16 protein-coding genes, 1 tRNA gene, 4 pseudogenes and 1 riboswitch are annotated in these 19,761 nt (G+C 32.9%); of the genes and pseudogenes, 14 read left to right on the forward strand and 7 right to left on the reverse strand.

Going from position 1 to position 19,761, the window contains the following annotated elements; all coding sequences use genetic code 11:
* The 3 genes from PGC14_RS00090 to PGC14_RS00100 form a co-directional block, all read left to right on the forward strand.
* Positions 1 to 247 (forward strand): sensor histidine kinase (locus PGC14_RS00090; protein ID WP_422653031.1); only part of this gene is annotated, 247 nt, incomplete at its 5' end.
* Positions 222 to 605, forward strand: a complete 384-nt coding sequence (locus tag PGC14_RS00095; RefSeq protein WP_271629191.1) for a response regulator — start codon at positions 222 to 224, stop codon at positions 603 to 605. The genes PGC14_RS00090 and PGC14_RS00095, both read left to right, overlap by 26 nt.
* Positions 606 to 771: 166 nt before the next feature.
* Positions 772 to 1,725, forward strand: a complete 954-nt coding sequence (locus tag PGC14_RS00100; protein ID WP_271629192.1) for a helix-turn-helix domain-containing protein — start codon at positions 772 to 774, stop codon at positions 1,723 to 1,725.
* A gap of 72 nt (positions 1,726 to 1,797) precedes the next feature.
* Here the strand turns inward: PGC14_RS00100 and metE are convergent, their stop codons facing one another.
* The 3 genes from metE to PGC14_RS00115 form a co-directional block, all read right to left on the reverse strand.
* Positions 1,798 to 4,071, reverse strand: coding sequence for a 5-methyltetrahydropteroyltriglutamate--homocysteine S-methyltransferase (gene metE, locus PGC14_RS00105; RefSeq protein WP_271629193.1), 2,274 nt, complete (start codon positions 4,069 to 4,071; stop codon positions 1,798 to 1,800).
* Between the two features lie 259 nt (positions 4,072 to 4,330).
* A riboswitch (cobalamin riboswitch) is annotated at positions 4,331 to 4,555 on the reverse strand.
* 287 nt (positions 4,556 to 4,842) lie between these two features.
* Positions 4,843 to 5,103, reverse strand: coding sequence for a hypothetical protein (locus PGC14_RS00110; RefSeq protein WP_271629194.1), 261 nt, complete (start codon positions 5,101 to 5,103; stop codon positions 4,843 to 4,845).
* Positions 5,100 to 5,381 (reverse strand): AbrB/MazE/SpoVT family DNA-binding domain-containing protein, encoded by a 282-nt coding sequence (locus PGC14_RS00115; RefSeq protein WP_271629195.1) that lies wholly within the window; start codon positions 5,379 to 5,381, stop codon positions 5,100 to 5,102. The genes PGC14_RS00110 and PGC14_RS00115 overlap by 4 nt, the downstream gene beginning before the upstream one ends.
* Before the next feature lie 176 nt (positions 5,382 to 5,557).
* On the opposite strand from PGC14_RS00115, the gene PGC14_RS00120 reads away from it, so the two are divergent.
* The 4 genes and pseudogenes from PGC14_RS00120 to bioA all read left to right on the forward strand — a co-directional run bounded on the left by PGC14_RS00120 (position 5,558) and on the right by bioA (position 8,585).
* On the forward strand, positions 5,558 to 5,746 hold the full coding sequence (locus PGC14_RS00120; protein WP_271629196.1) for an integrase: 189 nt from the start codon (positions 5,558 to 5,560) through the stop codon (positions 5,744 to 5,746).
* Positions 5,747 to 5,909: 163 nt separating this feature from the next.
* Positions 5,910 to 6,488 carry a biotin transporter BioY gene (locus PGC14_RS00125; protein WP_271629197.1) on the forward strand — a complete coding sequence of 193 codons (579 nt, stop codon included), beginning with the start codon at positions 5,910 to 5,912 and terminating at the stop codon, positions 6,486 to 6,488.
* A 22-nt stretch (positions 6,489 to 6,510) separates the two neighbouring features.
* Positions 6,511 to 7,242: a dethiobiotin synthase gene (gene bioD, locus PGC14_RS00130; RefSeq protein ID WP_039766060.1), complete on the forward strand. Its 732-nt coding sequence runs from the start codon at positions 6,511 to 6,513 to the stop codon at positions 7,240 to 7,242.
* Positions 7,236 to 8,585: pseudogene (bioA, locus tag PGC14_RS00135) on the forward strand (adenosylmethionine--8-amino-7-oxononanoate transaminase). The gene bioD and the pseudogene bioA overlap by 7 nt, the downstream one beginning before the upstream one ends.
* 99 nt (positions 8,586 to 8,684) lie before the next feature.
* Here bioA and bioB read toward each other — a convergent pair.
* The 3 genes and pseudogenes from bioB to PGC14_RS00150 form a co-directional block, all read right to left on the reverse strand.
* A complete protein-coding gene (gene bioB, locus PGC14_RS00140; protein ID WP_271629198.1) occupies positions 8,685 to 9,677 on the reverse strand; it encodes a biotin synthase BioB in 993 nt (330 codons plus the stop codon).
* Between the two features lie 117 nt (positions 9,678 to 9,794).
* A tRNA-Ser gene (locus tag PGC14_RS00145) sits at positions 9,795 to 9,887 on the reverse strand.
* 109 nt (positions 9,888 to 9,996) lie between these two features.
* A pseudogene (locus tag PGC14_RS00150) lies at positions 9,997 to 10,395 on the reverse strand (ISLre2 family transposase); the annotation flags it as partial.
* Between the two features lie 69 nt (positions 10,396 to 10,464).
* On the opposite strand from PGC14_RS00150, the pseudogene PGC14_RS00155 reads away from it, so the two are divergent.
* Positions 10,465 to 11,696: pseudogene (locus PGC14_RS00155) on the forward strand (IS256 family transposase).
* On the opposite strand, the gene PGC14_RS00160 reads toward PGC14_RS00155, so the two are convergent.
* A complete protein-coding gene (locus PGC14_RS00160) occupies positions 11,669 to 12,043 on the reverse strand; it encodes a transposase (protein ID WP_408605205.1) in 375 nt (124 codons plus the stop codon). The pseudogene PGC14_RS00155 and the gene PGC14_RS00160 sit on opposite strands and share 28 nt — an antisense overlap.
* A 414-nt stretch (positions 12,044 to 12,457) precedes the next feature.
* Here PGC14_RS00160 and cas6 point away from each other — a divergent pair.
* The 6 genes and pseudogenes from cas6 (at position 12,458) to PGC14_RS00195 (ending at position 19,738) form a co-directional block, all read left to right on the forward strand.
* Positions 12,458 to 13,244, forward strand: a pseudogene (gene cas6, locus PGC14_RS13420) (CRISPR-associated endoribonuclease Cas6).
* Positions 13,245 to 13,250: 6 nt separating this feature from the next.
* Positions 13,251 to 14,492 carry a type I-B CRISPR-associated protein Cas8b1/Cst1 gene (gene cas8a1, locus PGC14_RS00175; RefSeq protein WP_011915919.1) on the forward strand — a complete coding sequence of 414 codons (1,242 nt, stop codon included), beginning with the start codon at positions 13,251 to 13,253 and terminating at the stop codon, positions 14,490 to 14,492.
* Entirely contained in the window at positions 14,489 to 15,022 is a 534-nt protein-coding gene (locus tag PGC14_RS00180; protein WP_011915920.1) for a hypothetical protein, read from the forward strand. The genes cas8a1 and PGC14_RS00180 overlap by 4 nt, the downstream gene beginning before the upstream one ends.
* Before the next feature lie 3 nt (positions 15,023 to 15,025).
* A complete protein-coding gene (gene cas7i / locus PGC14_RS00185) occupies positions 15,026 to 16,174 on the forward strand; it encodes a type I-B CRISPR-associated protein Cas7/Cst2/DevR (RefSeq protein WP_039767263.1) in 1,149 nt (382 codons plus the stop codon).
* 17 nt (positions 16,175 to 16,191) lie between these two features.
* Positions 16,192 to 17,019, forward strand: a complete 828-nt coding sequence (gene cas5b, locus PGC14_RS00190) for a type I-B CRISPR-associated protein Cas5b (RefSeq protein WP_011915922.1) — start codon at positions 16,192 to 16,194, stop codon at positions 17,017 to 17,019.
* Entirely contained in the window at positions 17,012 to 19,738 is a 2,727-nt protein-coding gene (locus PGC14_RS00195) for a CRISPR-associated helicase/endonuclease Cas3 (protein WP_039767260.1), read from the forward strand. Before cas5b ends, PGC14_RS00195 begins: the two co-directional genes overlap by 8 nt.
* The last annotated feature ends 23 nt before the right edge of the window (positions 19,739 to 19,761 follow it).

Genomic DNA, 19,761 nt, shown 5'->3' on the forward strand with positions numbered 1-19,761 from the left:
CATTGAGGACAATGGCAAAGGCTTAGAGGATGATAGAATAACAGAACTGCTGCGTTCTATAAAAGGACTTTCATCTGACAAGGCAAGCAGTGTGGGGCTTAAAAATGTTTTTAGAAGACTTGAGCTGTTTTATGGCAAAAATTTTAGCTTTGACATATTAAGAGGGCAGCTTGGGGGATTAAAAGTTGTGATAAAAATTCCTAACAAGAGGGACTTTGAAGATGCTGTACAAAGTGTTGATAGTTGAAGATGAGGTATTTATGAGAGAAGGGCTAAAAAACTTGATTGACTGGAAAGAACTTGGGTTTGAAATAGTGGGCGAGGCAGAAGATGGTCCTTCTGCTTTTGAGTTTATGAAAAAGATGCAGGTTGACGTGCTCATCAGCGACATCAAGATTCCGCTTTTAAGTGGCCTTGACCTTATCGAGAAGGTTAAAAGGGAAATAAAAAACCCGCCTGAAGTGATAATCATCAGCGGGTATGCAGATTTTGAGTATGCAAAAAAAGCTATCCAGCATGGAGTTGTAAATTATATATTAAAGCCCGTTGAAGAAGAAGAACTTGTTGACACGCTCCTTAAAGTGAAATCAAATCTCAAAAAATGAGCTAATTAAAGAAGACAGAAGCCTGCTTGCACTTGAGAGAAGCTTTAAAGAAACGATAGAAAGTAGCAACATCAAGATAGAAAATGGAGTTTATGTTGGAATAGTCTATTTTAAAGAAATGTCGAGCTGGCTTAGTCTTTATTTTGATGAGAGAATAGAAAATATATTGTCAAGGATAAAAGAGTGTTTTGAGCAGCTAAAAAAAGAAGGACTTATGTATGAATTTTCAGAGGTTGAAGGCAAGTACTACGTAGTTGCAACATCTGAAGAAGACATAAAAAAGGCATATCAGAGCATAAAAAAGATGGTGGACTTTGCAACAGAGATTGTGTTTGCTTTTTCAAGAAAGATTTCAAAATGGACTCAATTTTTTGATGCCATTTACGAGGCAGCATACTCTCTAAACTTTGTACTTTTTTACAATCAGACAGGAATTACATTTTATAGTAGCAGCCTGCCCAATTCAAAAGAGCTTTTGTATTCAAAAGAATATGACAAAAAACTTATTTTAGCTATCGAAGAGGATAACCAAAACTTACAAAAGATAGTTGAAGAAATGATGGAAGATATTAAGAAAGGAAAATATCAGCTTGACTTTTTGAGGACGTATTTGAGCTTTGTAGTGGTATCTATAAGCTCTTATTTTAGCAGGATAGGACTCAATTTAGAAGATGAGATAGAGTACTTTTCAGACTTGAGGCTGGGATTTTCAAACGTTGAGGAAATAGAAAAAAGTATGCTAAAGTTTTGTGAAGGGATACTAAACAAGTTTAGGCATTGGAAAACTAGCCTATCTAACGGTATCATGAGTGAGCTTGAAAAGTATATAAAGGAAAACTATAACAAGAACCTGACATTAAAATCTGTTGCACAAAGGTTTTATATAAACCCTGTGTACTTGGGTCAACTTTTCAAAAAACATTATGGTATGTATTTCAACACTTATCTGCAAAAGGTACGCGTAGAAGAAGCAAAAAAGCTTTTAATGTCTACCAACATGAAGATATACGAAATCTCACAGGCAGTTGGGTACAACGACACTGACTATTTTATCCAGTGCTTCACAAAACTTTGCAATATGACGCCCAACCAGTTCAGGAAAAAGTGCAGAAAAGTGTAAAAAAGAAGGCTGGGACTTTTTAAAAAAACGTTTCCCAGCCTTCTTATGTTTTTATGTGAGAAAGAAGGATTGCTATAAGTTATTTCTAACTTCCCACACTGCCAGAACCATGTTTTGCAAGGTAGGCAAAACTTCTTCTTCCTTTCTGGTCTTAAGACCACAGTCAGGATTTATCCACAGTCTGTCTTTTCCAACCTTTTCAATCATCTTTAAAATAAGCTTTTTCATCTCTTCCTTTGATACAATCCTTGGAGAGTGAACATCAAACACGCCAGGACCTACCTCAGCTTTTAAACTGCTTTTGTTTATGCTGTCAAGCAAGGTAAAATCAGATTTAGCTGCCTCAAAAGTTATAACGTCCACATCCATCTTTGCTATTTCGTCTAAAAGCTCGTCAAAGTTGCTGTAACACATATGCGTGTGGATTTGCGTCTGTGGTTTTACCTTTGAACATGTGAGCTTAAATGCCTTTATTGCCCATGATAGATACTCACTGTGCTGGCAGCGCCTGAGCGGAAGCTTTTCAATCAGTGCTGCCTCGTCAATCTGAATAATCTTTACACCTTCTTTTTCAAGCTCCAAAACCTCTTCTTTTATTGCAAGAGCAAGCTGAAAAGCTACATTTTTCAATGGTATATCTTCACGCACAAACGACCAGTTGAGAATTGTAACTGGTCCTGTCAAGATTCCTTTTACAGGCTTTGAAGTCAAGCTTTGTGCGTATTTTATATATTCCACAGTGAGTGACTTTTTTCTTTTAATATCAGAAAATATTATAGGAGGTTTTACACATCTTGTGCCGTATGACTGAACCCAGCCGTTTTGAGTGATTAAAAACCCTTCCAAGTTTTCGCCGAAAAACTCTACCATATCATTTCTTTCGTATTCGCCGTGGACAAGCACATCAAGCCCGATTTCTTCTTGAAGCTTTATTACCCTTTCAATTTTGGATTTTATAAAGCTGTCATATTCTTCAAATGTTATTTCGCCTTTTTTGAGTTTGCTTCGAGCTGATCTTACATCTTGGGTTTGTGGGAATGACCCAATTGTTGTTGTGGGAAGCTGTGGAAGATTCAAAACCTCTTTTTGAAGCTTGATTCTTTCCTCAAAACATGGTTTTCTTTCAAAGTCATCGTCTGTAAGATTATTTACAGCTGTGCTGACATCTGATAGTTTATTTTTATTCAGCTCTTCGAAAAGCTGAGCATTTTGAAGATAGATGCTGCTTGCAGTAAAGTTTTCTTGAGAAAATAAAAGCTTTAGCTCAGACAGCTCTTTTAGCTTTTCTTCAGCAAATGCTAAAAACTTCTTTTTATTGCTGTCAAGATTTGTTTCAAACTTCAAGGAGTATGGCACAAAGAGCAAAGAACACGATGTTGAAATTACAATGTTTTTCTTGTCAACAAAGGAGGAGAGCATATTTAAAAGCTCAAGTGTATCTTTGTAGTTATTTTTAAACACATTTCTACCATTTACAACCCCGGCAAAAAGGAGCTTTTCCTGTGGGAAACCAAATTTTTTAATCAGTTCTAAATTGAACTTTCCATCAACAAAGTCAAGTCCAATTGCGTCAAAATCAAGGTAGATTATCTTTTCAAAGCAGTCTCTGACATCTCCAAAATAGGTCTGAAGAAGTACCTTTAGATTTCCTTTGTGAGAAAGAAGGCTTCGGTAGAAACTTTCAAAAAGCTCTATGTCTTTTGTACTCAAGTCTGCCACAAGTATCGGTTCATCTATTTGAACAAACTCACAGCCGAGATCTTCAAACCTTTTTAGTATTTGAATATATACATCAAGCAGCTTTTTCCAGAAAGATTTGTCATACATATCAACATTTGATTTTTTGGAAAGTTTTAGAAAAGTAAGAGCACCAAGTATTGCAGGTTTTGTCTTAATTCCTATAGAGAGTGCTTCAACAAATTCGTCAAAAGGTTTTGTCGACGAGAGCTCAAATTTGGTCTTTTCAGTGATTTCAGGCACAAGATAATGGTAGTTTGTAAAGAACCACTTTTTCATTGGCAAAGCTTTAAGGTCAATGTTCTGGTCTTGATATCCCTTTGCAAGTGCAAAGTAGAGCTCAAGCTCATCAGAAAAAACTGCTTTGTATTCCTCAGGTATTGAGCCTACCAGCATTGCATGGTCTAAAAAGGTGTCATAAAATGAAAAATCATTTGATGGTATGAAGTCCACCCCATACTCTTTTTGAATTTGCCAGTGAGTCTTTTTCAACTCTTTTGAATTTTGGATAAGCTCTTGTGTTGAAAGCTTTTTGTCAAGATAGCTCTCAACCCATTTTTTAAGTTCTCTATTCTGGCCTATTCTTGGAAAACCAATAACTGAAATCATCTTACACTTTCAACCTCCTAACTAAAAATTTTTACTTCTGCCAAAAACAAAATGGGCCTTTACTGCCGTCAAAAAGGCACAAATTGCGTCAAGGCAGTAAAGACCCATTACTACCATTTTCAAAAAGCTTGTGCTTTTAAGATTCTTTTTTAAAGAAGCAGAAAAGCTTTTAAAAATAAGGTATGGCAGGGGCTTTAAAAAGAACAAAATACCCCCTTTGGTCTTTACCACCTTGACTGTACTTCCCACCGAAGACAGCACAAGGCATCTCAAGCAGGCAGGTCTCCTGGCTCGCACCTCATCCAAAGCCCTCTTTGGCCTTCCCAGAAGGCAAGCTCCACTTTTCAGGAGAGGAACCCAACCTTCCAGTGGCAAAGGTTTATTGAGGGCTTGTCAGTGCTCACAGTAGCGGGGGCTGCAGCGGATTTTCACCGCTTTCCCTATTAAGCCGCCAAATGGCAGCACCTGCTTGATAGGTAAAAGGCCTGTTGCAAATATTTAGTTTTTTTATTTGTATTGCATATTTACAATGAAAATTGACGATTGCATTTATGCAATGAATTTTATATCAAACATGTTAATTGAAAAGTTAGGAGTTGTCAATATATTATAAAAGATCAGTGGTATATATTCCTGTGATTGCAACAACAGATTAAACTTTAAAAACAACAGGGCTATCTTCATTGAGACTATAAATTATTTTGTTTATATAAAATCATTTAAGATCATCGATATTGAAGTTATTTTTATATAGAAGATGAGCAGGTAAGTTTATGGATTTTTTAAAGTTTTATCATGTTCACCAATATTTCTAATAATTACTCCATCTTCTTTGTACTGCCATGTCAGTCTTATTCCCATCGTAATGCTTGTTTCAAATATATCTTTTGTCCCTTGGATTTTTTTAGTTCGCAAAAAAGGATGGTATTGATTTTGTAATAATAGTTCTAACTTTTTCTTTAGTATCTTTTTTACATCTGATGGCAATTTGTTTACTTTTTCTTTGAAAAGTTGCGAGTAGTAAATCTTCATTCGTCACTCAACCCCAAATCATCAAATAATTCTTCCAATGAATTAGCCACCAAGAGTTTGCCTTCCTGAATCTCCTTCTCTACAGTTGCTTCTTCTTTTTGCCACTTCTCAGAATAAAACCACGCCTGCTCTTTTGGAATAGCTATTACAGGGGTTAAAATTATCCTACCATCCTTCTCCTCTATTTGTAATAAATCACCTACACGCAAGTTTAGCTTCTTCAGAATTTGAGCTGGAATTGTCACCTGTGACTTTTTCTTTATTTCAACTATCACCATTTCTCACCTCTTAAAGTTAGAAAGTTGTACTTTCTAACTTTAGTATATTCTCACTAAATATATTTGTCAACTTTGTTTGTTGTAAAATTAAATGCAACAGGATAAGAAAATATTAAAGCCATAGCTTCAAACCATGTGTGATATTAGTTGAAAAGACAAACCCATACACAGGAGGTTTGAAGCTATTGGTCTATGATGATAATAACACAAAGAGAAGAAGATTTAAACGCTCAAGTGAAGCAGAAAGAGGGGTTATAGAAAAGCTTTCAGAATTAGGATATGGTATAAGAGAAAGTAAGGGAATTGGGAAAAGTGCAAGTAGTTTATTGCTACAAAGGAGAATGATTTGTTTTTATAACTTTTAAAATAATTGAAAGTAGAAAATTGTTCAGTATATATTTTATTTGACTATTTTTTTATCTGATTAGTAAACCATTATTTCAAAATTGGTTGACAAATCTCAATCCGAAAAATATAATAAAGGAAAGATGACATTGAATGACAAAACAGAAAGGAGAGGTCAATTCTGTGAGTACAAAAAATATTTGCTTGGTTTCTCTCTTTGCAGCTTTGACTGCTGTAGGAGCCTATATAAAAATTCCCATTCCTTATGTACCATTTACTCTTCAGCTTCTGTTTTGTGTATTAGCAGGACTTCTCTTAGGTCCTAAACTTGGAGCACTGTCACAGGTTGTTTATGTAGCAACGGGGCTTATTGGTATTCCAATCTTTGCAGAGGGTGGAGGTCCATTGTATATTTTTAAGCCGACCTTTGGTTATCTTATTGGGTTTATATTGTGTGCATATATAGCTGGTTATATATCTCATTTGAAACAGGGTAGAAGTATAAGCTTAAACCTTATAGGTTCGCTGAGTGGTTTGTTTGTTGTATACTCTTTAGGTGTTAGTTATCTGTATGTGATTTACAACTTTTATCTAAAAATGCCGAAAACAATTAGTTGGGCTTTATACTGGGGATTTTTAGTATGTGTGCCTGGAGATATATTTTTATGCATTGTTCCTTCCATTGTTGCAAAAAGATTAAAACCAATGTTAGAAAAAATTTTACTTATAAATCTAGGATATTTACAAGAAATCAAAGAATAGTTTATCCAAGGAGAGGGAGAGAATGAAGGTTGTTTACATTATTGGAACAGATACTGATGTCGGAAAGACATTTATATGTGCTGGACTCTGTTGGGCTTTAAAAGAAAAAGGATATAACATAGGATATTTCAAGCCAGTACTAAGTGGGGCTAAAAAAAGTGGAAAGAAGCTAATACCTCAAGATACAGAATTTGTAGTTAATTTTGCAAAAATAGAGGGGGATATTTACAGACTCACACCATTTATATTTGAAAAACCAACCTCTCCTCATATAGCCGAAAGCGATGAAAATATTGATATTAATGTTAATCAAATAAAACAAACCTTTGAAGATTTATCACATAACTATGAATTCGTAGTAATTGAAGGTTGTGGTGGATTGGCAGTGCCACTGAAAGAAGAGAAAAACCAATTTTATATGCAATATCAATTGATAAAGGAAATTTGCAACAATGTTATATTAGTTACCACAACAAAATTAGGAACAATTAATCACACTCTCTTGACAGTTGAATTTGCAAAAGCTTACGGACTTTGTTTAAAGGGGATTATAGTGAATATGTGTGAGAATGAACCTGATGAAGATAAAGTAATAAATACAATAGCAAAGTTTACCAATATTCCAATATTAGCCAAAGTAGACTTTATAAATAATTTTCCAAGTGATGTAGATGAGAATAAATTTAAAAATGTTTTTAAAAAATGCTTTGATGATAGGGCAATAATGAAGATAATGGGGGTTTTTGAATGTTAAATGAATAGCAACAAAGAGATTTAAAGTATATTTGGCATCCCTGTTCACAAATGAAAGATTATGAAGAGCTACCGCCTGTCGTTATAGAAAGGGGCTCGGGGGTATGGCTATACGATGTTGAAGGTAATAGATACCTTGATGCAATTTCTTCATGGTGGACAAATCTTTTTGGGCATTGCAACAAAAGATTAAATGATGCTCTCAAATCACAAGTTGATAGGTTAGAGCATGTAATATTTGCAAATTTTTCACACAAACCTGCTATAAAATTATCTCAAAAGCTAATTGAGATAGCACCAAAAGGATTGAAAAAAGTATTCTTTTCTGACGATGGTTCAACCTCTGTTGAAGTTGCTCTTAAGATGAGTTTTCAATATCATCAACAGAAGGGGAATTATACAAAGCTCAAGTTTGCATGTTTTACAAATTCATATCATGGAGAAACCTTAGGGGCATTGTCTGTTGGAAGTATAGATCTGTATTCAAAGATATATAAACCCATTATGAAGGAATCCATAAAAATTCAAGGTCCTGATTGTTTTAGATGTAAATATAACAAAACACGTTATGATTGTAATGTAGAATGTTTTGAAGAAGTAGAAAAGGTTTTAGAAAAGCACCATAAAGAGATTTGTGCTGTGATAATTGAGCCAATTATCCAATGTGCAGGTAGTATGAAAATTTACCCACCTAAATTTTTAAAGCTATTGCGAGAGGCCTGCACCAGCTATGATGTTCATCTCATTGCAGATGAGGTAGCTGTTGGATTTGGTAGAACAGGAAAGATGTTTGCATGTGAACATGCAGGGATAACTCCAGACTTTTTATGTTTGTCAAAAGGCTTGACTGCTGGGTATATGCCGTTGGCAGTAACACTTACAACTCAAGAAATTTTTGATGCGTTTTATGCTGATTATGTGGAACTAAAAGCATTTTTGCATAGTCATAGCTATACCGGAAATCCTCTTGCTTGTGCCGTTGCTTTAGAATCATTAAAGATCTTTGAGGAATACAATATCCTCAAGAAAATAAATGAAAAAGCGACCTACCTTGAAGAAGTTGCCAGAAAAACTTTTGATAACCATAGGTTTGTGGGTGAGTATAGGCAATTTGGATTTGTCGGAGCAATTGAGCTTATTGAAGATAAGGCTACTAAAAAGGAATTTGATTGGAGAAAGAGAGTGGGATACCACATTTATAAAACTGCTTTGAAGAAAGGGTTGCTTATTCGTCCTCTTGGAAATGTCATATATTTTATGCCCCCCTTTGTTATTGAAAAAGATGAAATTGATTTTATGGTTAGGAATACTCTTGAAGCAATAAATCAATTTTTTGGACTGTAGATGTACTAAATAAAAACAAAACTTAAGGGACTATCCGAAAAGAACAGGGATAGCCCCTTTAAACAACAATACTTAATAGTTAAGCTTTTGGACATTACTTTAAACTTCTAAGCCTAAACTCTCTAACATCTCTACCTTCTCTTTTATTCCCATCCCTTGTGTTGTAAGGTAGTTTCCGACCATGCAACCGTTTATACCACATTTGTATGCTATCTTTTCCATATCCTTTAGTGCATTTTCTTTCCCGCCTGCGAGTAGAATGGTCTTCCTTGGTAGTACAATTCTAAATAGTGCCAGGGTGATAAAAATTTCATTTTGGTCCATGATCTTCATATCTTCAAAAGGTGTGCCTTTTATTGGATTTAATATGTTGATAGGAACAGAATCAACCTTTAATTCTCTCAGCTCAAATGCAAGCTTAATTCTCTCACTCATATCCTCACCCATTGAAATTATTCCACCACTGCAAATTTCGAGACCTGTCTCTTTTGCAATCTTTAAAGTCTCAATCTTTTGTGCTTGGGTATGAGTTGAGCATATATTTTTAAAATATGTACTTGATGTCTCTAAATTGTTGTGGTACCTTGTACCCCCTGCTAACATGAGTTTTTTTGCTCTTTCTTTTGTGAGAAAACCTAAAGAAGCACATAGGTGGATATCGTAATTTTTTGAAATGTAAGAAATAATATCTATAATCCTTTTGAATTCAAAGTCATTAAGCTCTCCACCGCTTGTGACTAAGGAAAATCTTTTTACAGGAAAAGCGATAATATCTTCCAAATATTCTATAACCTCGTCAACTGATGCCACGTCTTTTATTTCAATCTTGCAACTATGATAAATAGATTGAGAACAAAATTTACAATCTTCTGTGCACATTCCCACCTTGGCAGGATAAATTGAACACAGTTCAATATTGTTTTTAAAATAATACCTTTTAATTGTATCTGCAAGGTTTTTCACAAGATCAAAGTCATGCTTTGCAATTTCGTAAAGCATAGTTGCTTCACTAATATCAATATCCTGCTCATATTCTATTATCTTCTTTTCAATTTCTTTTGCAAATTGAACTGATTGAAGAAAGTTTAGCATTTTGTATTCATCTCCAATCATGACAATGTTAGTGACACTATGTTATATATGATACCACACCACAAATAAATAGTAAACCAAAACATACATTCTTGTTTACTGATATAAAAATAAAAATGGCGGAGAGAGAGGGATTTGAACCCTCGGTACCCCTTTTGGGGGTACACACGATTTCCAGTCGTGCGCCTTCGACCACTCGGCCATCTCTCCGCCTCTTTGTTTTGCTTTCACCTTTATTTATTATAGGACATATTTTGAGTTTTGACAAGGGCAGTTACCAAATTCGATAGTGTCAAGAGTTTGTAGGAAAAATTTTTTATTAGAATACACCTGCATTATAGAAGTCACAACTAATCAAAGATTTTAACGTCCTTCGCAACTGGTTAACTTTACCATTTGCTATAACTGGTATATTATTCCACTTTTCCACGCCTTTTATTACTTTCCTCACGTTCTTTATAATACCTTCTGCTATTTCTTTAACTTCTCTCCTTTCACTCTTCTTTGCTTTTATCCTATCCAAATATACATCCATAATCTTAAAACCATTGTATTTTAAACTCAATAGCTTTACCATGGTCTCTGCTATATCTTCGCTTCATCCCCTTGGTCTTGAACTTATCCTCTCAGCTAATACATGACTTACATGCCCTTCCGTACTGCATCCCTTTATCTTTACATTCACTGCTTCTAATACTGTATTATCCCAGTGTGAAAGGGAGTTAAAATAAAATTGTGTCCACTGTATAATGAAAATATAATGAAAATTAGAAGGAGGACGATTGCAATAGAAAAAGATATCATTTTTGAAACAGCTAAGAACATGGCAATTGAGCAAGTACTCAACATGTACTGCTCTCCAGATGATCCTAATCGCCCAGCTCTCAAACAACTATTAGAACATTTGTTAAGCTGCATTATGTTATCAGAACGAAGAATCTACCTCGAAAAAAATCAAAATGATAAAGGCAATGGCTTTTATAAACGCATGCTTGGTACTCCAGTAGGTAACCTTGAGCTTTCTGTACTACGAACAAGGACCAGCAATTTCCGTCCCTCTGTCTTGCCTCAGCCATATAAAAGAGTCGATCCGTCTTACACCGATTTGCTTATGTCCTTAGTTGCTAATGGTTACTCCGAGAGCTTGCTAATCCAAACCCTTAAAAACCTTGACTTACCTTACTCAGAGGAGGAAATATCTAAAATCAAAAATGACCTTAAAAACGAACTCCAGCTCTTTAAACAACGTGAGTTGCTCGAAAATGCCTTCGCTACTTTAAATTGATGGCTACCACTGTGAAATCAGGGACAATTCAAAAGTCAAACAGGCTACCTGCTATGTTGTTCTCGGCATCGATTTTAGATAGCAAAAAAGATATCTTTGGCATTTACACCTTCTTTGGCAAAGAGAACAAAGCTGATTGGATGAAAGTCTTTGAAGACTTAATCAACAGAGGTCTTAAAAAAGTCTTAATAATTGTAAGCGATGACTTCCCTGGTATAATAGATGCTGTCAAAATCGCTTGCTCTTGAGCTGACCTTAAGTTTGCTTTTGTCCACCTGCAACGTAATGTAAAACGACATATGACAAAAGAGGATAGTTCAAAATTCAATAAAGAATTAGATAAAATAAGATTATCTTCTTCTGATGTTGATGAAGCTGTCTCTGGATTCAATCAACTTTGCAATGAATACCTTCCTAAATATCCTCGCTTTTTAAAAGGACTTTTAGAAAAAGCTGAGTTTTACTTTGCTCATATAAATTATCCTGAGGAGATTAGAAAGCATATTTACACAACTGAGGCAGTAGAGAGCATAAATAGTATAATTGAAAAGATAGGAATGAAATCGGGCGGATATTTTCAATCAACAGAGATTCTTGAGATTAATATTTATTTTCAAAGAGAGAACTTTAAGCGAGGTAAATGGAAAAATGGAGTACCTCTTATTAGACACTACACTTACGAAATCTTACAACTCTTCAATTTACGCTATGAATTGGATACACAAAATTCTTGACAAGTCTCTCTGAATCTTGAGAAAGTGGAGATGGAAGGAATTTTATTAAAGTTGCAGAAGATTCTGAGTTCGTAGGAATTGAATAATATAGCGCGCAGTTGTATTAGTGTAGAGAGCTTGAAGATTTTTTGGTTGAAGTGAGCGCAGAGCATAGATTGCAAAGAGAAATCTCTTTGTTTTCCGAAGTGTTTGTAGTAGACTTTGAAGAAGGACTGAGGTATGAACTGGTTTAAGTCAATGAAGTTGCTGAAAAAGCCCAGTAAATTTTGTGGATTGTTGAGAGCAATGTTTTTAACATGCTCGTAGAGGTCAAGAAAAGATAATTGTTTGTTATGGTTTTTGAACATTTTATCTTCCTCCTTATAGAAAGTATGTTTTTGCGCAGTTTATTTTACACTATCTATGAAGAGGAAGGAAGACTTTTTTAAAGATTTTTAAGAGCTTGATAACGCTCATCTTGAGCGTTTTTGCAAAAAGCTAAGATTCTAATACAAAAAAGGAATATAAGGAGTATGAAAAGGAGCTTTTGAAGTATTTTAAAAAGGTTGAAAAGAAGATTTTGCAGAACTAAATACAATTCAAACTAATACTGCCTTGATACGGCAGCTTTTTTATTGTTTCTTGAAGCAATAAACTATCTGTCAAGCGTCTAAAAATTTAAAAATTTTTCGAAAATAAAGAAGGATTTTAACAATTAATGTTGAAATATAATATTTAATAAAAAACTGATGCGAATATTAAAAAAAGGTAGGATATTACACGTGAGAGCAAAGTTCATTTTTGAAGTGAGTAAAAATCAAAGTGAGGTACATAATCTTCCTGTCTATTACAGAACTATTTTCATAAGCTTTTTAAAAAGAGCACTTTCGCTGTATGACAAAGACTACTTTGATAGAATTTAGTGGTGGGGTGAAAAAAAGAATAAGTGGCAAAAACCTTTTGTCTTTGTTATAAATCTTCCAAATATGAACTTCCAAGATAATACTGTTTCTTTCAGAGGAGAAATTTTGCTTAATCTTTCCACATCTGACTATGAGTTTTTTGTAAACATGTACAATAGCTTACTCAACAATCGTCTCTATCCATACCCTTTAACAGACAGCTGCAAGATTACGCTTAAGCAAACGTATTTGGTAAGGGAACTAGAAAAGTTTGACTCAAAAATGACCTTCAAAACATTTGCTCCAATTTTAATTGAGAAAAAAGAAGGCAACAAAAAGGTGCCAGTTTTGCCTTTTGATGAAGGATTTGAAGAGATTTTCAACGATATTGTTGACTTTGAGATAAGAAATATTCGTCTTTTGAGAGGACAAAACAAAGGACTGCAAAAACGGTTGGTTTTCAGACCAATAAATATTCAAAAGACTGTTGTAAAACATAGAATTTCTGAATTTGTTGAAAAAAACGGGCAAAGATATAATGTTTTTGACAGGATTTTCTGGGTTATTTGAACTATCAGGAGCCCCAGAAGATTTAAAAGAACTGTATCAAAACGGCATGGGATTTAAGCGTGCACAAGGTTTTGGGTTTATTGAGGTGGCGAGGTGAGAAAAAATGGATAAGCTCATATTGTATCCAGGAAATTGGCTTTATAATGCTTCGGTGATTGGATTTTTAAATGTTATTTCAAGGAGATTAGGTGAAGATGTAATTGAAAGTTGGTTAAATGAAGATGGTGGCTTAACTATAGATAAAGCAATTTTTGACCCTGTCAAAATAGTTAAAGAAGATATACCTAAATCTTTGGTTTACTATGTAGAGTATTTAACTGAACATGAAGATATTGAAGAGTGGTTGGGGAAAAATAGTAATAGTGAGAAGTTAAAAGAATATTATGATAGGATGGGTGAATTTGGATATAAACTTGTGAGAGCTTTTAATAAATTATTTTCGAAAAACATGCCCTACCAGAACTTAGTGCAACAAGGAGATAGAAAAGAATTTATAACTTTTTTACTAAATTTATTTTCTGTGACTAATAATAAAATTACTTATAGATGTGATTTTTGCGGAATTGAAAGAGCCATAGAACCAAGGGAAACCAGCAAACTAGAAAAAAGACTTTTCAAATTTGACTTAATGCATTCTTCATTATTAGGAGCTTCGGCAGGAGAATTTCCAAACTCATTCTGGAATAATAGTGCATCGTTAAGAATCTGTCCCATATGTTCATATTTTATCATTCATCATCATTTAGCGCTTACTCAACTTGAAGATGGTTGGGAAATTTTTATAAATGCCCCATCATTTCAAGTTATGTGGTATTTGAATAAGTATATCAAAGCTATTAACGAGAAAGTAAAAACAGATAGAGTAAGAAGGTTATTAGGAATGTCTGTAATGGAGATGGCATTAAAAACAAATATTCAGCTTGGGAAATGGACAATGATGAACATAGAAGTGGTTAGTAAATTAAAGATTAGGATTAAAGGAAAGAAAGAATATTATAAAATAGGGTTTTATAGCTTACCTCATGAGGTAATTTCATTACTTTTAAATCGCAAAATTTCAAGCATACTGACTGAAATCGGAGAAACAAGTATTTTAAATTTAGTTTTAAGTCAAAATTATGAAAGAATTATGGAAATTGGAGAAAAGGTTTTTAAGATAGCCTTGAAAAAACTATCAAAAGAAAGTAACAAAGCTAAAAATGACAAGTCAGATGAAGATGATAAGTTTATTGCTCATTATTTTCAGTTGGTTAAAGAAAAGAGTGATTTAGTAAAAATATCTCAAAAACTTTTTGAACTTTATTTATTGATAATGGAAAAAACAAAAAAGGAGGCTCTGATATGAATGAAAAATTTAATTTTGATGAGATTAAGAAAACTTTAGAAGAAGCAATATTACAAAATCAAATTGAATTTAAGACATTTGCACAGGCAGTTAGCTCTTATAAAAAACTTGGGTTTGAGCTGGAAAAAATATTAGAATGGGCAGTAAATAACGCAAAAGGAGAAGATAAAATTAAGCTTTGGGGTTTGTATAAGGAATTCTCTTTACAGAATATTAGTGAGCTTTGTGAATGGCTAAGATGGTATGGAGAAAGTTTAAGAAATAGCAAAGTTTATGAGAGGTTTTTTGATAAAGAAAAAAAAGTTCCCAAAGCAATAACTTTTAGAGTCCTTGAATTAACAAGGTTAGGAAAGAGGGAAGAAGTTTTTCATATTATTCTAAGAGAATTTGTAAATGCACAAGAAGAAGTTGGCAAAAATTTTGTTAAAGCTTTTAATCCAAAGTATTCTGTTGAAGGCTTTAAAGTAATGGTATATTCATTTTTAAGTGCTCTGTTAGGTAAAGAAATGGAAAAAAATAAGGAGGGTTAAGAGATGTATTTTAATGAAAAAAGTTACATAAGGCATGTAACTGTAACAGCTATTTTTGAAGCTTGGGCTTTGAACAGAGACGAAAAAATTGGTGGTAATATATTATCCATTAAGAAATTAAAAAGAGATTTAGAAACAGTAAGTTATATAGGCAAACCTGGAATAAGACATTATCTCTTTGAAACATTAAAAAAAGGATTTGGATGGAAAGAGACTTTTGTAACTGTAACTAAACAACAGGATGAAACAAAAGTTATCCAATTTGATGTAACAAAGGATGATATTTTGTCAAGTCCAGAGCTTGACGCATTTGGATATATGTATACTATAAAAGGACAAGCCTCAATTACTCGAAAAGCACCCTTGGGAATAACAAAAGCTATAGGATTAAATTTATATTATGGAGATATGTCTTTTTATGCAAACCATGATCTTGTTAATAGAGGAATTAAACAAGGTATTGATGATATGTCACCTAATCCATATAGCAAAGAAGAACATATATCTTTTTATAAATTGAGTTTTACTATAGATGCAGATGTATTGGGTAAGGATGAATGGATTGTTGAAAATGAGCCAAAAGTTGAAGATGGAATTATAAAGATTATACTTTCAGAAGATAAAACAAAGCAAGTATCATATATTGAACAACTTGATGAAAGAGTATATAGGGTTGAGAAAGGTATTATTAGATATGACAAAATAGAATTAGTTGGTAAAAGGCCAAAATATAAAATAGTTTTTGAAATCAATAAAGAAGAAAAACTAACCCGTATCAAACAAATCCTTGAAGCTATTAAAGATGGACTTTATGCTCAGTCAAGTGGAGAAGCAAATACTTTAGTGCCACTATTTTTGATTGCAGGTTATGTAAAAGTTCCTTCGCCAGTATTTCACCCATATATTGAGATAGAACCAGTTTCAGGTGTAAAAAAATGCAGAGTTATAGGTGTTAATGATTGTTTAAAAAATAGCTGGATAGTAGACAAAGTATTTTTGATGGATTGTGAAAGAATGCAGGTAGAAAGAAAGGAAGAATTGATTTTCAATAAAAACAATTTGGGCAAGTTTGAGGTAACCGAAAATTGGGATGAGTTTTTAAAAGTCTTGGATGATGAATATACCACAAGTAGTCCATCCATAGGCGAATAATCAGGAAGGGAAGAGAAATGAAAGAAACTAAAAATTCTATTTATGCTTTAAAAATAAAGATATATCAGCCGCAAGCACACTTTAGAATACCATTTAGTTATCAAAGAAGGCATACTTACCCTATTCCACCTTATTCAACGGTATTAGGTTTGATAGCGAATATTCTTGGTATTAAAAATTTGCCAGGACAAGAGGAACCATGTGTAAAGGACAACTGTAACTGTTTGTATCACAAATTGAAACAAATTAAAATAGGAGTTTGTGGAAACTTTGAAACCAAAGTTGAAGAATACTTTTGGTTGAGAAACCTGAAGGCAGAAAGTCATATTGGAAGGTTTGGTTCAATAACAAATCGATATGTTGGTGGGCACATTGAACACATAGGTGGGCAGATGCCATGTATTGTCGATGTTTTGCATAATGCAAGAATTTTAATTTATTTGTATCATTGTGACAAAGAATTCTTGGAGGTTATAAAAAGTAGTTTTGAAAATCCTGTCAATAAAACTTCTGTTATGCATTTAGGCAGAGCTGAAGACTGGATAGTAATTGAAGATATAAGTTATGTTAATCTAATAATTGATAAAATTAATGGAAACTATAAAAATTTCTTCTGGGTTCCTGAAAAAGTTTTCGGATTTGATGGTAATTTTGACTTTAAAAAGGTTAATGGTTTGGCTTACAACATGACCTCTTTTTATAAAATTCAGAATGGAGTTAGAAACTTTAGGTGTATCAAAGCAAAACTAAATAATGGAGATTTTGGTGATATTGTTGCTTATTTTGATACAGAGGATAATATTCCTGTATTTTTAGCTGACTTTGAGGAGGATAAAGATGAGTGAAATTTGGGCAAAGTCAGTGAATGAGAAAAATAATAACAAAAGAGTTACTTTATCAAATCATGTCTCTGATGTGCTAAAGGTTTTTGAGTTTTTTAAAAAGAAATTTTCAGATAATCAATTTATCTTGAATGCGGCTGAAATTGCAATATTTTTTCATGATTTAGGGAAAGTGTTGCCATCTTTTCAAATAAAAGCTTTAGGTAATATTGGATATTATCCAAGGGATGTAGTTTATGAAATTCCACATTCATTATTTTCTGTTTTTTGGATTAATATAGACAAACTAAAGGAAAAGTTAAATAGTGAAGAATATTTAAATTATATAATTTCAGCAATTGCGTACCACCATTGGAAAGATAATTTTGACGAAATAATTTCTTTAGAGAATAAGCAATTGAAACAGGTGTGTGAAAAGGTAATTTATGAATGGAAAGATGAATTAAAGGAAAATCTTGACAAAGAATTCGGTAAAATTTCAAGTTATGATGAATATAAAGAATTAATTGATGTTAATATAACATGGCTAAAAGCTATTTTAAGTCATAGACTTTTTGTAAATTTAGCAGTGCCTCCATACAAATTTGACTATCATCCACTCAGGGGTGAAGTCAAAAAAGAATGGATTTTTATATCGGGAGTTTTGCAACGCTGTGACCATTTTGCTTCGTGGTGTGAAGAAGAGGAAACGGAAGAAGAGTTAGAAAATGTTGAAATTAATGCACCAGAAAGGGAATATATAGTTAAAACTATTTCAAGTAAAATTGGAGATAATGCTTGGCAATTCAAAGAATTAGAGAAGTGTTCAGAAAAAAACACTATTCTAATAGCACCAACAGGCTATGGCAAAACAGAGTTTGCGTTTTTATGGTCATCAGGAGAAAAGCTTTTTTACACTTTACCACTAAGAGCCTCAGTAAATAACACTTTTGAAAGAGCTAAAAATGCATTTGGGTGTAATAAGACAGGGCTTTTGCATTCGGATGCTGATGTATATTTGCTGGATAAAAGTTCTGATGAAACTGGTTCAATAAAGTTGTATGAACTTGCAAAACAACTATCATATCCTGTAATAGTCTCAACAGGCGACCAGTTTTTCCCATATGCATTGAGGCCTCCTGGATTTGAAAGGATATTTGTTTCTCTTTCCTATTCACGAATTGCAATTGATGAGATACAGGCATATTCACCAAAAGCCTGCGCTATAATTGTAAAATTTTTAGAATGGATACACAAAATGGGTGGGAAATTTCTTTTAATGACTGCTACTATGCCAAAGTTTGTAATAGATTATTTAAAAGATGTAATTCCTGACTTTTGTAAAAAGGTAAATTTTGTAAACATTTATGAAAAAGAAAAAGATGCATTCAGTAAACTTTACAAACACAAGATAAGATTGAACTTAATTGAAACAAAAGATAAACAATTTGATATTCCTGATGAAATAATTAGAGAGGTTTTACAAAAAGCAAAAGATAACAAAAGAGTGCTTGTAATATTGAATACTGTAGGTTTTGCGCAGAGTGTGTATGATAAATTGAAAAATAGTGCAGATGAACAATTGAAAGAAAGAATTTTTCTTATTCATTCCAGATATACGTTAAAAGATAGAGAAAATAAAGAATTTGACTATATAAACAACAAGTTTAAGAATCCTAAAACCGAAGATGTTGGCAAAATACTTGTTGCAACCCAAGTAGTTGAGGCTTCTCTAGACATTGATGCTGATATTTTATATACAGAAATGTGTCCTCTTGATTGTCTGGTACAAAGAATGGGGAGAGTTTTAAGAAGATATTTTTATAAAGATGGAGAAGTTATTAATAAAGGTAACAACAATAAGTTTAATTTAGATAAACCATTTAAAGCTTTTGAAAAAGAACATAGTGAAGTAAATGTAAATGTATTTATATTTAACAATAATAATTTACAATCTGGGGGACACAGAGTTTATTCAAGAGAACTTATTATACTTTCACTTGCATGGTTATGGAAGCTAAAGAATACCCAAAATAGTTTGGAGGAATTATTTAATAAGATTACTAAACAAAAATTTAATAATAATGAAATTGAAAAACTTTTTACAGATGAATTTACTGATTTGATTTCAAATAGGCAAAGCAGTGGCAAGAAAAGTAAAAAGAGTAAAGATGAGAATAAAGAAAGTGTTTATAAGTATCTCCTTTCTAATTCCGATTGGTTGAAAACATTAGATAAAATGGAAATTGAATTGTCAGAATATGATAAGTACATTTTGGTAACATTGTTTTATTCGAGCCTGAAAGAAGATGGTGATTATTTAAAAGACTTTTACAATACGCTTTATATTTTGAACAGTGGCTTAATGTCTGAAAGAAAGGTTGAAGCAGAAAGAATATTCAGAGATATTTCTGACGTGCAAATTATTACTAAAAACAAGTTTGAAGATTTTAAGAAGGATACTGAAGAATTTATAAAGTCAGTAGAGCATGATGATAAAAATAAAAGATTGCTCTTTACACAATTTAAGAAAAGTGTGTTATCTAAATATGTTGTTATGTATTTTTATTCAGCAAACTTCGAATTAGCTTATAAAAAACTTATAGCCGAGGTTGAAATGGATAATAAATGGAAACAAAGATTTAAGCGATGGTTATCAGGTATATATTTGAGTGATAAACATGACTACAACTATGACAAAGGACTAATAAAGATTAATGACGAAGATAAAGAAGGAAGATAAAGAAGATAGTTTTATTATTTAAA

The sequence above is a fragment of the Caldicellulosiruptor sp. DIB 104C genome, from assembly GCF_028198085.1.
GTDB classification, from domain to species: domain Bacteria; phylum Bacillota; class Thermoanaerobacteria; order Caldicellulosiruptorales; family Caldicellulosiruptoraceae; genus Caldicellulosiruptor; species Caldicellulosiruptor saccharolyticus.

Excerpts from the sequence above, each read along its gene's own strand:
- PGC14_RS00115 (WP_271629195.1), bottom strand. The coding sequence starts at position 5,381 with ATGGTGATAGTTGAAATAAAGAAAAAGTCACAGGTGACAATTCCAGCT.
- PGC14_RS00110 (WP_271629194.1), bottom strand. The coding sequence starts at position 5,103 with ATGAAGATTTACTACTCGCAACTTTTCAAAGAAAAAGTAAACAAATTG.
- cas7i (WP_039767263.1), top strand. The coding sequence starts at position 15,026 with ATGTATTTTAATGAAAAAAGTTACATAAGGCATGTAACTGTAACAGCT.
- bioD (WP_039766060.1), top strand. The coding sequence starts at position 6,511 with ATGAAGGTTGTTTACATTATTGGAACAGATACTGATGTCGGAAAGACA.
- PGC14_RS00195 (WP_039767260.1), top strand. The coding sequence starts at position 17,012 with ATGAGTGAAATTTGGGCAAAGTCAGTGAATGAGAAAAATAATAACAAA.
- PGC14_RS00160 (WP_408605205.1), bottom strand. The coding sequence starts at position 12,043 with ATGTTCAAAAACCATAACAAACAATTATCTTTTCTTGACCTCTACGAG.
- PGC14_RS00095 (WP_271629191.1), top strand. The coding sequence starts at position 222 with ATGCTGTACAAAGTGTTGATAGTTGAAGATGAGGTATTTATGAGAGAA.
- metE (WP_271629193.1), bottom strand. The coding sequence starts at position 4,071 with ATGATTTCAGTTATTGGTTTTCCAAGAATAGGCCAGAATAGAGAACTT.
- cas8a1 (WP_011915919.1), top strand. The coding sequence starts at position 13,251 with ATGGATAAGCTCATATTGTATCCAGGAAATTGGCTTTATAATGCTTCG.
- PGC14_RS00180 (WP_011915920.1), top strand. The coding sequence starts at position 14,489 with ATGAATGAAAAATTTAATTTTGATGAGATTAAGAAAACTTTAGAAGAA.
- cas5b (WP_011915922.1), top strand. The coding sequence starts at position 16,192 with ATGAAAGAAACTAAAAATTCTATTTATGCTTTAAAAATAAAGATATAT.
- bioB (WP_271629198.1), bottom strand. The coding sequence starts at position 9,677 with ATGCTAAACTTTCTTCAATCAGTTCAATTTGCAAAAGAAATTGAAAAG.